17 protein-coding genes are annotated in these 15,129 nt (G+C 34.7%); 9 read left to right on the top strand and 8 right to left on the bottom strand.

Annotated features, from left to right (window positions below; genetic code table 11):
• Nucleotides 1-14 precede the first annotated feature (14 nt).
• Together rlmD and relA are read left to right on the top strand one after the other, a co-directional pair.
• Nucleotides 15-1,340 carry a 23S rRNA (uracil(1939)-C(5))-methyltransferase RlmD gene (gene rlmD, locus A9G08_RS10455; protein WP_065563646.1) on the top strand — a complete coding sequence of 442 codons (1,326 nt, stop codon included), beginning with the start codon at nt 15-17 and terminating at the stop codon, nt 1,338-1,340.
• Nucleotides 1,341-1,345: 5 nt separating this feature from the next.
• Nucleotides 1,346-3,604 carry a GTP diphosphokinase gene (gene relA, locus A9G08_RS10460; RefSeq protein WP_065563647.1) on the top strand — a complete coding sequence of 753 codons (2,259 nt, stop codon included), beginning with the start codon at nt 1,346-1,348 and terminating at the stop codon, nt 3,602-3,604.
• 40 nt (nt 3,605-3,644) lie between these two features.
• Here the strand turns inward: relA and folA are convergent, their stop codons facing one another.
• On the bottom strand, nt 3,645-4,157 hold the full coding sequence (gene folA, locus A9G08_RS10465) for a type 3 dihydrofolate reductase (protein ID WP_065563648.1): 513 nt from the start codon (nt 4,155-4,157) through the stop codon (nt 3,645-3,647).
• Nucleotides 4,158-4,167: 10 nt separating this feature from the next.
• Nucleotides 4,168-5,232: an MJ1255/VC2487 family glycosyltransferase gene (locus A9G08_RS10470; RefSeq protein WP_065563753.1), complete on the bottom strand. Its 1,065-nt coding sequence runs from the start codon at nt 5,230-5,232 to the stop codon at nt 4,168-4,170.
• Between the two features lie 238 nt (nt 5,233-5,470).
• Between A9G08_RS10470 and A9G08_RS10475 the strand changes: the two genes are divergently transcribed.
• From A9G08_RS10475 to A9G08_RS10500, 6 genes are all read left to right on the top strand, one after another.
• On the top strand, nt 5,471-5,839 hold the full coding sequence (locus A9G08_RS10475; protein ID WP_065563649.1) for a hypothetical protein: 369 nt from the start codon (nt 5,471-5,473) through the stop codon (nt 5,837-5,839).
• 119 nt (nt 5,840-5,958) lie between these two features.
• Nucleotides 5,959-7,509, top strand: a complete 1,551-nt coding sequence (locus A9G08_RS10480; protein ID WP_081299572.1) for a multicopper oxidase family protein — start codon at nt 5,959-5,961, stop codon at nt 7,507-7,509.
• A gap of 132 nt (nt 7,510-7,641) precedes the next feature.
• A complete protein-coding gene (locus A9G08_RS10485; RefSeq protein ID WP_065563650.1) occupies nt 7,642-7,986 on the top strand; it encodes a hypothetical protein in 345 nt (114 codons plus the stop codon).
• A gap of 85 nt (nt 7,987-8,071) precedes the next feature.
• The gene (secA, locus tag A9G08_RS10490; RefSeq protein ID WP_065563651.1) at nt 8,072-10,795 is read left to right on the top strand and encodes a preprotein translocase subunit SecA; all 2,724 of its coding nucleotides are present in this window, start codon (nt 8,072-8,074) and stop codon (nt 10,793-10,795) included.
• Nucleotides 10,796-10,908: 113 nt separating this feature from the next.
• Nucleotides 10,909-11,313 (top strand): 8-oxo-dGTP diphosphatase MutT, encoded by a 405-nt coding sequence (gene mutT / locus A9G08_RS10495; protein WP_065563652.1) that lies wholly within the window; start codon nt 10,909-10,911, stop codon nt 11,311-11,313.
• A 41-nt stretch (nt 11,314-11,354) separates the two neighbouring features.
• Nucleotides 11,355-11,579, top strand: a complete 225-nt coding sequence (locus A9G08_RS10500) for a DUF4177 domain-containing protein (protein ID WP_065563653.1) — start codon at nt 11,355-11,357, stop codon at nt 11,577-11,579.
• 78 nt (nt 11,580-11,657) lie between these two features.
• Here the strand turns inward: A9G08_RS10500 and A9G08_RS10505 are convergent, their stop codons facing one another.
• From A9G08_RS10505 to A9G08_RS10525, 5 genes are read right to left on the bottom strand one after another with little or no spacing between them, the layout of a single operon-like run.
• Nucleotides 11,658-12,047, bottom strand: a complete 390-nt coding sequence (locus A9G08_RS10505) for a DMT family transporter (protein WP_065563654.1) — start codon at nt 12,045-12,047, stop codon at nt 11,658-11,660.
• Entirely contained in the window at nt 12,047-12,403 is a 357-nt protein-coding gene (locus A9G08_RS10510) for an EamA family transporter (RefSeq protein WP_065563655.1), read from the bottom strand. Before A9G08_RS10510 ends, A9G08_RS10505 begins: the two co-directional genes overlap by 1 nt.
• Complete coding sequence (gene zur / locus A9G08_RS10515; protein WP_065563656.1) at nt 12,391-12,825, bottom strand: zinc uptake transcriptional repressor Zur; 435 nt, start codon at nt 12,823-12,825, stop codon at nt 12,391-12,393. The genes A9G08_RS10510 and zur overlap by 13 nt, the downstream gene beginning before the upstream one ends.
• A gap of 27 nt (nt 12,826-12,852) precedes the next feature.
• Complete coding sequence (locus tag A9G08_RS10520; protein ID WP_065563657.1) at nt 12,853-13,125, bottom strand: RnfH family protein; 273 nt, start codon at nt 13,123-13,125, stop codon at nt 12,853-12,855.
• Between the two features lies 1 nt (nt 13,126).
• The gene (locus A9G08_RS10525; RefSeq protein WP_065563658.1) at nt 13,127-13,555 is read right to left on the bottom strand and encodes a type II toxin-antitoxin system RatA family toxin; all 429 of its coding nucleotides are present in this window, start codon (nt 13,553-13,555) and stop codon (nt 13,127-13,129) included.
• 68 nt (nt 13,556-13,623) lie between these two features.
• On the opposite strand from A9G08_RS10525, the gene smpB reads away from it, so the two are divergent.
• Nucleotides 13,624-14,106 carry an SsrA-binding protein SmpB gene (smpB, locus tag A9G08_RS10530; RefSeq protein ID WP_065563659.1) on the top strand — a complete coding sequence of 161 codons (483 nt, stop codon included), beginning with the start codon at nt 13,624-13,626 and terminating at the stop codon, nt 14,104-14,106.
• 14 nt (nt 14,107-14,120) lie between these two features.
• On the opposite strand, the gene A9G08_RS10535 is transcribed toward smpB, so the two are convergent.
• On the bottom strand, nt 14,121-15,119 hold the full coding sequence (locus A9G08_RS10535) for a LacI family DNA-binding transcriptional regulator (protein WP_065563660.1): 999 nt from the start codon (nt 15,117-15,119) through the stop codon (nt 14,121-14,123).
• Nucleotides 15,120-15,129 lie beyond the last annotated feature (10 nt).

A 15,129-nucleotide genomic window follows, 5' to 3' on the forward strand; every position in this document is an offset into this window, starting at 1 on the left:
ATCGATTTATTAATATGGTCAATTTTTATACTCCTCCGAAAAAAAAACTAGCCTCTCAAAAACTGACAGTTACAGTTACAAAATTAGATGCCTTTGGACAAGGGGTAGCAAATCATAAAGGTAAAACAATCTTTATTAAATCAGCCTTGCCGGACGAGACCGTCGATATTCAATTAACCGAAGATAAAAAAAATTACGCTAAAGCCAAAGTAATAAAGTACCATAATTACAGTCAATATCGGGTTAAACCACAATGTAAGTATTTTACCCAATGCGGTGGCTGTGAATTACAACATATTTCGCCAGATCTACAACAACAAGCAAAATATGAAGCACTAATTAAGCTAATACAAAAAGAAACTGGGGCTTTGTTGGAAGATAACGTACCTAATATCATTGCTGATCAACCCTATCATTATCGTAGACGCGCTCGGTTATCAATTAATTTCTTTAAAGGTGAATTACTTATTGGTTTCAGACAATCCGAATCGAACAAAATTATAAATATTGACCACTGCCCAGTATTAGTTGAACAGCTAGATGATTTACTCATTCCATTACAATCTTGCTTAAGACAAATCAAACAGAAAAAAGCACTTGGCCATATTGAATTAATTGCAGTTGATAGTGGAATAATTATAGTGTTAAGGCATACTGAGCTATTGACTGAGCAAGATAGTCATTTATTAAAACAGTTTGCTGAAATTCATAACATATCACTCTATTTACATGGTGATAATCTGGTTCATGTTTTTGGCAATAAAGAACATTACTACCTTATCGATCAATTAAAACTAACCTTTAGCCCACTCGATTTTATTCAGGTAAATAACCAGATTAATCAAAAGATGGTAAATAAAGCACTTGAATGGTTAGATATATCATCAAATGACAAAATACTTGACCTATTTTGCGGCATGGGCAACTTTTCATTACCTATAGCAAAATATTGCCAATCTATTACCGGTGTTGAAGGCGTAGAGGAATTAGTCGAAAAAGCTAAACTTAATGCCAACTTAAATCAAGATAAAATTCAGGCTAAAACCCAATTTTTTACCTGTAATTTAGAAGATAAACAACAATTTTCGATATGGAATCAAACAGTATTTGACAAAGTATTATTAGATCCTGCAAGAGCAGGCGCTTATAATGCTACAGCAGAAATTGTTAAATTATCACCATCAAAAATAGTTTATATTTCATGTAATCCTGCTACATTAGCTAGGGACTGCAAACTCTTTATTGAGGAAGGATACAATATTGCAAAGATTGCTATTTTGGATATGTTTCCACAAACTAAGCATATTGAATCAATGTTGATGTTAACCAGATCAGGGTAATAATTATGGTATCAATTAGAGGCGCCCATCAACAAAATGACGAGCATTATACTCTAACACAGTTTGATGTTGAACAATGGGCTAAACATGAACTTTTATTAACCAATTTTGAATCCTATCAAAAGTTTAAGGATATCTGGGATTTTTGTTTTGAACACAGTGCTGGTGCGCCTGAACAAACCTACTGCTTCCAAAATGCAATTGAGATGGTTGAGATTTTATCAACCTTGAACATGGACATTAACAGTTTATGTACAGCCCTTTTACTGCCATTCCTTGATACTAAAATTATCCGCCGTGAAGATCTGCCTGAAAATTTCGATCGCGACATTATTCACATCCTTTCCAGTGTTATCAAAATGAAGGATATCAGGCAACTACGAGCCATCCGTAATGGACATGCAACTACTGAGCAAATTGACAGTATTCGTCGTATGTTATTGGCTATGGTAAATGATTTCCGTAGTGTAGTAATAAAATTAGCAGAGCGTATTACTTATTTACGTAATCTAATGAATGCCCCAAAAGAAGATCAAGTCCTTGCAGCTAAAGAGTGCTTTAATATCTATGCTCCTCTAGCCAATCGATTAGGAATTGGGCAATTAAAATGGGAACTTGAAGATTTTTGTTTCCGTTATTTACATCCAGATCAATATCGCTTCATTGCTCATAAGTTACATGAAAAACGATTGGATCGTGAATCATACATTAATCAATTTGTTAAGAATTTACAGGATATGATGAATAAAGATCATATTCGTGCTGAAGTTTACGGTCGTCCAAAACATATCTATAGTATATGGCGAAAAATGGAACGCAAACATCTACAATTTGAAGAATTATATGATATTCGAGCTGTGCGTATAATTTGTGACCGAATTGAAGATTGCTACAATGCATTAGGGATTGTGCATAGCCATTATAAACATATAGCTAAAGAATTTGATGACTATGTGGCTAACCCCAAACCCAATGGTTATCAATCGATCCATACGGTTGTTTATGGTCCACAAGATAAAACTATTGAAATTCAAATCCGTACTGAACAAATGCACAATGATGCTGAATTAGGTGTAGCCGCACACTGGAAATATAAAGAAGGCAGTACGGATAAGATGACAGCTTACGATCAACGAATTTCTTGGTTGCGTAAACTATTAACATGGCAACAAGAAATGTCCGAAAGTGGCGAAATTCAAGAAACCGTCCGTAGCCAAATTTTTGATGACAGGGTTTATGTATTTACGCCTAAAGGTGATGTAGTCGATTTACCAACTGGTTCAACCCCTTTAGATTTTGCATATCATATTCATAGTGATGTTGGACATCGTTGTATTGGCGCCAAAGTGGGTGGTCGTATAGTTCCGTTCACTTATATTTTGAAAACTGGCGATCAAGTTGAAATTATTACTCAGAAACAACCAAATCCAAGTCGTGACTGGTTAAATCCTAATACGGGGTTTGTTAATAGCAGTCGCGCTCGAGCAAAAATACAAGCTTGGTTCAAAAAGCAAGATAGAGATAAAAATATTGCTGCCGGACAACAAATTTTAGAAAACGAGCTAGAGCCATTAAATATTAGCTTAAAAAGTGTCGAAAAAATTCTTATTAGTAAATACAATGCCCACTCTTTTGATGAGGTACTTGCTGGGATAGGTAGTGGTGATGTTAGGATTAATCAACTAGTTAACTTCATTAATGCCCAATTTAATAAACCGACAGCAGAAGAAGAAGATGAAGCTGTTCTAAAACAAATTACCCAAAAATCAACATCTCAAGCTAAAAATACAGGAAAATCGACCGCTATAAAAGGTGGTGAAATTATTATTGAAGGTGTCGACAATTTACTTTACACCATTGCTAATTGCTGTCGACCTATTCCTGGCGATCCGATTGTTGGCTTTGTGACACAAGGACGAGGTATTTCTATTCATCGAGCTGACTGTGAACAATTGCAAGAGTTAAAAAATCATGCTCCAGAGCGCATTACTAGCGCTATATGGAGTGGCAATCACAATTCAAGTTATACAATGGTTGTTAGAATCATAGCTAACGACAGGAGTGGTTTATTGCGAGATATCACCACTATATTGGCTAACGAGAAAGTAAATGTTTTAGGTGTCTCAAGCCGAATTGAAATGAAACAACAAATTGCGACTATTGATATGGATATGCAAATTTTTGATCAAGATTCACTTGAAAGAGTATTAAACAAAATTAAACAGCTTCCAGATGTAATTGAGGCAAAACGGTTTCAAGGGTAGCTATTGATTAAGTTGCCACTAATTCTAGGTGGCAACTCATTTATTTTGATTGGTTCGTTTTTTCTAGAATCTCAAATTGATAATCATATTGATTTTTTTCATCAGCTTTATGTTGTTCTGAGTGAATTTGTCGCCATGATATTTGAGAATAATCTGGAAAATACGTATCACCTTGTAATTGAGCATCAATATGAGTTAAGTAAAGACGATTAACTAAAGGTAATACCTGACTATATATATTACCCCCACCTATAAAAAATGCCTCTTCAACCGACCGTTCATTGAGCAACGATATTGCTTCATCAACCGATTGAACCCAGCTAACATCAGAGTTTATTGAAGCTTTGTTATCAGCTTGACGACTAATGACAATGTTATGGCGATTAGGCAATGGTCTACCAATAGACTCAAACGTTTTTCGCCCCATAATAACTGGCTTATTTAATGTATTTTTTTTAAACCATGCTAAATCTGCTGGCATATGCCACGGCATTTGATTATTTAACCCAATAACTTGATTATCCGCCATGGCAACAATAATACTTAATATCATATTAGTTCCTTTACACATACCCTAAGGATTTTATACGCTCATTCACATTGTCAGGGAATATAGTCTGCTGCCAAAGTCTTTGACTTAAAGATAGTAATGATTCTTTTTGACCTGAAACAATCCAATTAGCTAACTCGGTCGCCACATCTGGATAAACAACTGGTTTCGGAGAAGGCAAGCTAACCCAATATTTAAGCTTCATGCTATTTAGATTTTCCATCACAGTTGCCATATCCAAAGATTGCAAACATTGAGCATTATAAACTTGTTCAAATTGACCTGCTACTGGCTTAGTTAGAATCTTCTTCCCTAAAGATAACGCTTCAGATATTAACGCAAATCCAGTATTTGAAATAATCCCAGAACAACTAAGCAAAGCTTGCGTAAAATTATCTCGGCTTAACGGTTGTAATAATAAATTCTTACGCTCTGTAACTTGTTTTACATCGGGATGGAAACAACAAAATTGATATTGTGGAAATTGAGTAACTAATTCTGCAATTTCATTTAAATCTTCAAAAGGTAAATACACAACAATTTTACCATCTTCAGTTGGTACAGTTTCAAATGAATCAATCATTGGTGGAATTAGTTTATGGCCAAAGTGAAACCAATGTAAGCCAATTGGTTTTGTAACAGGTGCATAATATTTCATAATAACATTGGCTATCATGCCGTATTCTTTTGGCTTAAGGTAATGGCAGACAGATTGGTTACTAATCCCTAAACATTCTCGATTTTGATAATGTGCAGCCCATGCACTTACTGGCTCAAAATCACTAATAATGCAATCATATTTTGATAAATCGAGATCACGAACATCTTTAATTAACCTAAAGGCGCGAATTTTTTGGATAGTTTTTCGATAATTAATTTTTCCATTAAGTGTTGCAAAAGATAGACCGCTAAATGTTCGATAATTGCCAAAGGCCTGCATATCAAAATAATCTTTAGGATCACGACCACTGAAAATGTAATCAACATCAGCACCAGCCTTTTTTAAAGCTTTCGCTAAAGTTCTACTACGACTGATGTGGCCATTTCCTGTTCCTTGAACTCCGTAAAGAATTTTCATATCGTTTTTAATCAGAATATTATTTTTATGCAAATATGATACCAGAACCATTTATATTTGGCTTATTTATTTTATGATTATAACAAATAAATGAGTAAGTGATATTTATCATTAAACGTTTGAACAGCTTTAATTCCTTGGTATTAAAATCAAATTTTTATATCAAGAGTTAAAACTGTATAAATTTGCTGCTATTTTTAGTAAAATGGATTCGAGGAGATTAATTGTGTGATGAATAATGTCGCAAATCATTAACAAGAAGCAATTTTATATTTTAATTATATTGGCAATATTTTTGCTTTTTTCTTCTATTGGGCATTTTTCTCTAATTATATCTAAACCTTGTTCAGATCATCATTCACCAAATTTAATATCATCTCAGGTGAACGCAAATCTTAATTATGCAAATACAGATTTGCCGACTTCTAAATCAACAAAATCTTTTATTGGTAAATCGGTTAATCATTGTGCCACTTGCAGTACAATTATAACTAATTATATTGTTAATTTTGATTATCCGATTCATAGTGAACAATATCTACTTACTAAATTTATTCCTGAATATAAAGAATTTATTCCTGAGCTAAAACCACCAAAATTTATCTAATTTACGCAGTTAAATATTAGTAATAAGTACTGGAAATCAATAACACAATCTCACTTTTTATAGTCTTGACGGTTGTATGCAGGTTATTGTTTAACGTAATAAATAATTATAGGAATACTATGAAACGCCGAAATTTTATAATGAATATTACCGCTGCTGTCGGTGGTTTAATTGCAACTAAAGCCATAGCCAAATTGGATAATTCACCAATGTCTGACATGGTTTGTGATGTTAAATCTGATAATTGTGATAAGGGGGACAACATGCACGATCATATGAATATGAATATGAACATGAATAACAACATGCCACAAAAACTGTTATCGACTACAGCGCTACCACACGGTAAAAACTTACCCGAGTTAACTAATTTAAAAAATACCAGCACCCAAGCTGGCGTATTTGAAGCAACGCTACATTTAAAACCGGTTAAAATAGCCTTAACACCGGAAATTACCACCGAATTTTGGGCATATAATGGCATGATTCCTGGTCCGAAAATCGAAGTATTTGAAGGCGATCATGTTAAAATAACCGTTAAAAATGATCTCTCACAGCCAACAACCGTTCATTGGCATGGTTTGCTGATTCCTTCAGATCAAGACGGCAACCCGCAAGATGCTATTCCGGCAGGCGGCAGCAGAGTTTATGAATTTACCATACCGGAAGGCACAGCCGGAACCTATTGGTATCACCCACATGGACATAATACCGTTGCAGAACAAGTCTTTCGTGGTTTAGCCGGTACCTTTATTGTGCGCAGTAAAAATGATCCGCTTGCTTCGCTACCGGAGCAACATTGGTTCTTTTCTGACTTAAAATTAACTGAAAACGGCGAAATCGCCGAAAATTCCATGACCGACTGGATGAATGGTCGGGAAGGACAATTTGTGTTGATCAATGGCGCTTACCAACCCAATATAAAAGTAGAAGGTGCAACACGAGTCAGAATCTGGAATGCGTGTTCAGGCCGATATTTAAATCTATCAATACCGGATTGTGATGTCTTTTTAGTTGCTACCGACGGCGGTTTCATTGCCGAGCCGCATCAACTCAATAAACCGCTATTACTTACTCCGGCAGAACGGGCTGAAGTGGTTATCGTTCCGAAAAAAACCGCCAGTCTTTATCTGCAAAACATCGGCTACGATCGTGGCAAAATGGGAAATGTACCGCCGGAACCAAACATCATTCTTTCACAGCTCCAGTTAACTCAAACGGCCAGTACAGTTCTACCAACGCATCTAAAACAAGTACCCACTTTAGGCGAAGCCGTCGCCAAAAAATCACTTGAATATACTGAAGTAATGGATAAAAGTGAGCCTCGAGGTGGTATGCTATTTTTAATTAATGGCAAACGGCATGATATGTCACGAATCGACTTGGAAAGTAAACTTCACGATGTTGAAGAGTGGACAATTGTTAATAACTCACATATGGATCACAATTTCCATATACATGGAGCGCAATTTATTGTGCAATCTCGTGAATTAAATGGCACTAAAACTACACCCGAGTTTGTTGCTTTGAAAGATACCACTAACTTACGCCCGCACGAAACGCTTGTTATTAAAATTCAGCAAAATATGCCGGGACTACGTATGTATCACTGTCATATTGTAGAGCATGAAACGCTGGGTATGATGGGGCAATTAATGGTTAAAGAATAATGAAATAAATTACCCACTTTCAAAAAAAGATCGTGGGTATTTTTTAATAAATAACATAATAAAATTTAATACATTTACTAATAAATAATAATAGTTTTTCATTTTGGCAAAAAATGCTAAGATATTATAGTTATGACCTTGATTAACTACTGGCAACAAATTAGTAAACGCCTCATCATCAAAACAGCCCTATCGCACTTATTATTAGGTGTAATCGCTGCTGGGTTCGGTTTATATGAAGAAAATGCATTACCAGTTCAATCATCTTCCACACAGGTTGGTATTATTGCTATAACAGCAATAGTACAAGATCACCAAGCACCAATAAGAACAAAATCTCAAACTTCATCTTTGTTAAAAGAAGAGCATTACGATAAGCAAATTATCTCACTCAATTATGATGAAGTTACTCCAAATACCGTTATTCGATTATCACCATATAATGGAATAAGAGCTGGTCCTCAAGCTACCGCTTAACGTGTTTTTATATCATTAAATTAATTTATTAAATAAGGTTTATTCCTTATTGATCCCATTATAAAAAAAGAATAAGAGAACAGTTATGTTATTAAAATTATTAACAAAAGTATTCGGTAGCCGTAATGAACGCGTTTTAAGATCTATGCGTAAACGTGTTGAAAATATTAATGCTCTTGAACCATCTATGGAAGTGCTAACCGATGATGAACTTAAAGCAAAAACCAATGAATTTAAGCAGAAGATTGCAAATGGCACTAAGTTAGATGACATATTAGAAGAAGCTTTTGCAGTAGTTCGTGAAGCAAGTAAGCGTGTATTTGGTATGCGCCATTTTGATGTCCAACTTATTGGGGGGATGGTGCTTAATGAACGCTGTATTGCCGAGATGCGTACCGGTGAAGGTAAAACATTAACAGCTACATTACCTGCCTATTTAAATGCATTAACCGGTAAAGGTGTACATGTTGTAACTGTTAATGATTATTTAGCTCAGCGTGATGCAGAAAATAACCGCCCTCTATTTGAATTTTTGGGCTTAACAGTTGGTATCAATTTACCTAACATGCCTCCAGAAATAAAACGTGATGCTTATAATGCTGATATCACTTATGGTACGAATAATGAATATGGATTTGATTATCTACGCGATAATATGGTGTTTAACAAAGAATCACGTGTTCAACGACCGTTACACTATGCTTTAGTCGATGAGGTTGACTCAATTTTAATAGATGAAGCAAGAACTCCATTAATTATCTCAGGTCAGGCTGAAGATAGTTCAGATAAATATATCAGTATTGATAAAATCATCCCTCATCTTATTAAACAAGAAAAAGAAGATTCAGAGCAATTTCAAGGAGATGGAGATTTCTCAATTGATGAAAAATCACGCCAAGTAAATCTTACTGAACGAGGTTTAATTAAAGTTGAAGAACTATTAATAAAACAAGGGATTATGAAAGGTGATGAATCACTTTATGCACCAAGTAATATTGTGTTGATGCACCATGTAAATGCAGCTCTTCGAGCTCATCATTTATTCCACCGTGACGTAGATTATATTGTTAGAGATAATGAAATCATTATCGTCGATGAACATACAGGCCGTACAATGGATGGTCGCCGTTGGTCGGATGGTTTACATCAAGCAGTAGAAGCTAAAGAACACGTAAAAATTCAAAATGAAAATCAAACGTTAGCTTCTATTACCTTCCAGAATTATTTCCGTTTATACGAAAAATTAGCTGGTATGACCGGTACAGCTGATACTGAAGCCTTCGAATTTAATCAAATCTATGGCTTAGATACCATTGTTATTCCAACCAACCGCCCAATGGTTAGGAAAGATTTACCTGATCTTGTCTATATGACAGAAAAAGAGAAAATTAATGCTATCGTTGCTGATGTGCAAGATTGTGTCAAACGAGGGCAGCCAGTCTTAGTAGGTACTGCTTCAATTGAGAAATCTGAACTTGTCTCTCATGCATTTAAAAAAGCAGGGATTAAACATAATGTACTTAATGCTAAATTCCATGCTCAAGAAGCTGAAATTATTGCTGATGCAGGTAGTAAAGGCGCTGTAACTATTGCAACAAATATGGCAGGTCGTGGTACCGATATTATGCTTGGTGGTAATTGGCAAAGTGAAGTTGCGAAGTTAGAAAATCCAACTGATGACGATATCCAGAAAGCTAAACAAGCATGGCAAGTTAAACATGAAGAAGTCATTCAACTTGGTGGGCTTTATATTTTAGGTACTGAACGTCATGAATCTCGTCGTATTGATAACCAATTACGTGGACGTGCTGGCCGTCAAGGTGATCCAGGTGTTTCACGTTTTTACTTATCATTAGAAGATCCACTTATGCGTATTTTTGCATCAGAGCGTGTTGGTAACATGATGCGTAAATTGGGTATGAAAGAAGGTGAAGCAATCGAACATCCATGGATCACTAAAGCTATTGCTAATGCTCAGAAAAAAGTTGAAAGCCGCAATTTCGATATTCGTAAACAATTACTTGAATATGATGATGTTGCAAATGATCAACGTAAAGCTATATATAGCCAACGTAATGATTTATTAGATAACGCAGATATCAAAGAAACTATTGATTCTATACATGGAGATGTATTTACCACTGTTATTGATCAATATATTCCACCACAATCTATTGAAGAAATGTGGGATATTCCTGGACTTGAAGCAGCATTAAAAAGTGACTTTGATTTAGATTTACCAATTGCAAAATGGCTTGATGAAGAACAAAATCTTCATGAAGAAACCTTACGTGAACGTATTATACAACTTGCACAAAATAAATATCTTGAGAAAGAAAATATTGCGGGTTCTGAAGCCTTCAGACAGTTTGAAAAAAGTGTTATGTTGCAAACACTTGATACATTGTGGAAAGAACATTTAGCAGCAATGGATTACTTACGCCAAGGTATTCACTTACGAGGCTATGCACAGAAAGATCCTAAGCAAGAATATAAACGTGAATCTTTCAACATGTTTGCAAATATGCTAGATGCATTAAAATATGATGTAATTGGTATATTAAGCCGAGTACAAATTCGTTCACAAGAGGAAGTTGAAGAAGCTGAACGCCAACGCCAAGCTGAAGTCGAAAAATTAATGGCTAAGCAGCAAGCTAATCATGAATCAATCGGTGGCATGGGCAATGATGAACAATCAGCAAACTCACAACAACCTGTTGTTCGTGCTCAGGCAAAAGTTGGCCGTAACGATCCTTGTCCTTGTGGATCAGGCAAAAAATATAAACATTGTCATGGTGCTGTTAATTAAATCAAAAATTTAGTATGATAAATAATTATTGATGTTTAAATAACCAATTAAGGTAAAAAAACAAATGGGAAAGCAGTTGCTTTCCCAAACTTTAATCACATACAAATTGGATCATGAGAAAACATACTGAAATTGCTGTAGGTATCATTCGTTCGCAAGATTGCCAAATCTTTATCACCCAACGCGGTGAAGACTCTCATCTTGCTGGTTTTTGGGAATTTCCTGGGGGAAAAATCGAAGCCGGCGAAACACCTTATCAAACTTTAGAGCGTGAAATAGCAGAAGAAGTTGATATTCATATTCATCAATCACAATTTTTAAAAACTTTTGAACATAGTTATGATGATCGTGATATCACTATTCATGCTTACCTAGTAGAAGAGTGGGATGGTGTTCCTTTTGCAAAAGAAGGACAACCAAGCCGTTGGATAGATCAGGAAGATCTAAATGCAGATGAATTTCCAGATGCTAACAGACCGATTATCGAAATGCTTAAGAACCTAGACAAACAGATCTAAGTTATTTCCTTATTTAATTTTAATTAGACTCTATAAAAGCAATGAAAGAATATAAAGTTGTCATTTATCAAGAAGGGGCTTTGTCTTCATTAGTTTTCGGTACAGCTAATTCAAATGCTGACAAATTTTCCGCTTTTTTAAATAATATTGCCCAAGAAGGCTGGCGCGTAATTACAATGCAAAAAGATATCCGTCGCTTATTTTTATTCTGGCAACGTGAAGCCTATCTAATTGTGATGGAGCGAGATAGAGGACAGGTGAAATAAAAACACGTTTTCTATTTTAGAATTAATAATCACTTCGTAAATAGCTATTTAATGATTTTATAAAATCATTAAAATAATTTAACTCGAAGATTTATTGTGTATTCTTTGTTCAGCCAACGCAAGAAAGATAATCCCAACAATAATAGATAAAGCACCTAATAATCGTGAAATGGTAATTTGTTCGTTAAAAGCAATGACCGACACTATCATTACTGTTACCACTTGTAGGTGAGAAGCAGCAAAAGCTGGACCAACTGGTGCTTTTTGCAATAATACCATCCATGTTATAAATGCACCTGCATACCCAATCATAACTAAATATGCCCAACCATGACTAAAAACTCTTAACAACCAAGCAATATCTGGTTCAAATGGCAACGCTGAAATAGCAGTAAGTTTAAAGCTGGTTTGCCCAAAAGTATCAAAAAAAAGTAGTAAAATAAAACCAATAATATAGAACTTTTTCATTAAGTTAATCCTACTAGTACTACGCCAAGAGTTATAAAAAAAATACCAATTAAACGAAATGGCGTTAAATGTTCTTTAAATAAAACACGCCCAGCAATCATTACTGTAATAATATTAAAAGAGCCTAATAGTATGCTTTTAGACAAAGAAACTTCACTCAAAAAAGCCAACCAAAATACAAAACCGATGAAGTAAGCTCCAAAACCTAACCATAACCACATGTTACCAAATAATTTCTGCCAATAATTTAAACCCTTCTCATCATTAGAAGTAATAGCAGCATATTTGAATGCAATCTGCCCTACCGTGTCACAAGCAATATTAATTAACCATAAAAAAAAGATTAAAGTTGACATGAGTGACAAATTCCATGAATTTCAAGCACACTATGCTTTATTAAGAATTGACTTTGGCTAGCAAGTTGTTTAAGTTGCGACTCGATATTCTCAGAATGTTTTTCGATAATTTGCTGACAATTATCACAAATAAATAAGATTGATATATGCTGAGGATCCTGAAAATGAGGGCAAATGATATAGCAATTGGTTGACTCAACTTTATGAATAAAACCTTGCTCAAGTAGAAACTCAAGAGCTCGATAAATCGTTGGCGGTTTTGCTTGTGGCTCACTAACTTTTAAGAGATCTAAAAGATCATATGCGCTCATAGCTTTATTCGCTTTAAGCATGATATCTAAAACGGTTTTACGCTGAGTTGTCAGCTTAATGCCACGTTTTTTGCATAAAGTTTCAATTTTCTCAATCAGCATATTATGCATTCAGTTAAGTTCCCTTCACTTTATTTGTTACTTTTTCAATGCCGCTTTTTTTCTTCTAATTTCTTTTGGGTCATTGATTAAAGCTCGATATATTTCTATACGATCGCCGTCTTTTACTTGTTCATTCAGTTCACAACGTTTTCCATAAATTCCAACAAGATGTTCATCTAATCGAATTTTACATATTGATAAGATATTGGATTTTGTAATGGCTTGCAAGACATTAGTTTGCTCATCAACTGCACAATCGATAATCGTAGGTTGATTAGGTAGCGCATAGACAACTTGAATATTTATCATATTAATATATCTGCCTTGCTCTTTGAGAAAATGCATTAACCATGTTGGTCATCACCTCCTTAAATATTGGCGTAAAAACAGCACTCATTAATTTATTATTAAACTCAAAGTTTAAATTTAAGCTGATTTTACTTTTTTGCTCATCAATTTCAGTAAATTCCCATCGCCCCTTTAAATGCTTAAATGGACCATCTATCAATGCCATATCAATTGAATTAGGCTCATTAATCTGATTTATGGTGGTAAAAGATTTTTTAAATCCTAATTTTTCAACCTCAATAAATGCAGTTAAAAGATTATCTTGTTTGCTAATAATCCCAGTTGCGATACAATCAGGAACAAACTCAGGGTATCTAGCTATATCATTTACCAACGCAAACATTTGTTGGATTGAATAAGGCTCGATCACTTCATGAAAAACATGTGCCATAATATTAAAAAATTAAAAGTTAAAATTAGTGGCATATAGTATCATGTAACTCTATAATAACGCACATTATGACTAAGAAAAAATCACATAAGCCTGGTTCGGCTACCATTGCATTAAATAAACGTGCGCGTCATGAGTACTTTATTGAAGAGGAAATTGAAGCAGGTTTATCCCTACAAGGTTGGGAAGTTAAATCACTGCGAGCTGGCAAAGCGAATATCAGTGACAGTTATGTGCTACTTAAAAATGGCGAAGCATGGCTATTTGGTGCAACTATAACTCCATTGAGTGTTGCTTCTACCCATGTAGTGTGTGACCCTATACGCACTCGAAAATTACTGCTAAATGAACGAGAATTAAACTCGCTTTTTGGACAAATAAATCGTCAAGGTTACACTGTTGTTGCACTTTCATTGTATTGGAAAAATGCATGGGCAAAAGTAAAAATTGGCGTTGCAAAAGGTAAAAAAGAATACGACAAACGTACTGATATTAAAGAACGCCAATGGCAAGTTGACAAAGCACGCATAATGAAAAATGCGAATCGCTAATCATAACGTTTAAATTAACGATGGCGTATAATTTGTGGCTCAATAAAAAATTCTAGATGTTTTAATTCTTTAAAATTTAGCAAATCATCAACCACATCTACACAAGTTAGCGCCATATTTTCGATATCTTGTACAATAGCATCTATCGGATAATACGAATAGCCAAGATAGTTATTGTAATCATAAGAACACAAATACACCTGCTCAGGATCAATTCTAGCTGTAACCAAATAACCTAAGACCTCTTCCAATAAATTACCTGATGGTGTAAAAATAGCTTTTGGCATTCGGCCTAACCTTTCATGAACACCTTTAAGTAATTCAAAACCTTTATTAGGAGAATAATCATCACTCACAATCCATTCTGATTTTACAGTTAATCCCACACTTTCTAAGCCACGCCTGAAACCCTCAAGTCTTGCACATATCGAAGTTAACTGAATATCACAACCAATAAAATAAAATTCGTCTAAATTCTTTGCATAAGGCTTAATTAAATCACTTACAGACTGTAATGATTCACTTGTAATAAAGGGTAATACGGTATCTTTGAGATAACGGTCAAAAAGTAGTACCGGTGTATTTTGATTAATATCTACATACAATTTATCACTGTCTAATGAGGTTACAACAATCATCGCATCAACTTTTCGCTCTACTAAGTTTTGAGCTACTTTGATTTCAACCTCTTTATTATAGTGACTACAAGTAATTAATAATTGGATATTTTTTTGCCGAAAAGATGATTCAAGATGATGCAAAAACATAGAAAAAAATGAATTTGACATATCGGGGACAATAACACCAATCGTATTGGTGCTGTTAGCTTTCACCAAATATTGACGAATATGGGGTTGATCGCTATATTTCTCTGCGATCGATAAGACTCTTTGCCGAGTTTGTGGAGAAATACGATATTTTTTATCTCGTTTGTTGAATATATGACTGACGGTCGTTGCCGACACGCCAGCCAAACGAGCAATATCATTAATTTTTAGTTTATTACTCGCCATAGATCACCTT

This window comes from Gilliamella sp. wkB195, from assembly GCF_001690445.1.
In the GTDB taxonomy this organism is placed as follows: Bacteria; Pseudomonadota; Gammaproteobacteria; order Enterobacterales; family Orbaceae; genus Gilliamella; species Gilliamella apicola_E.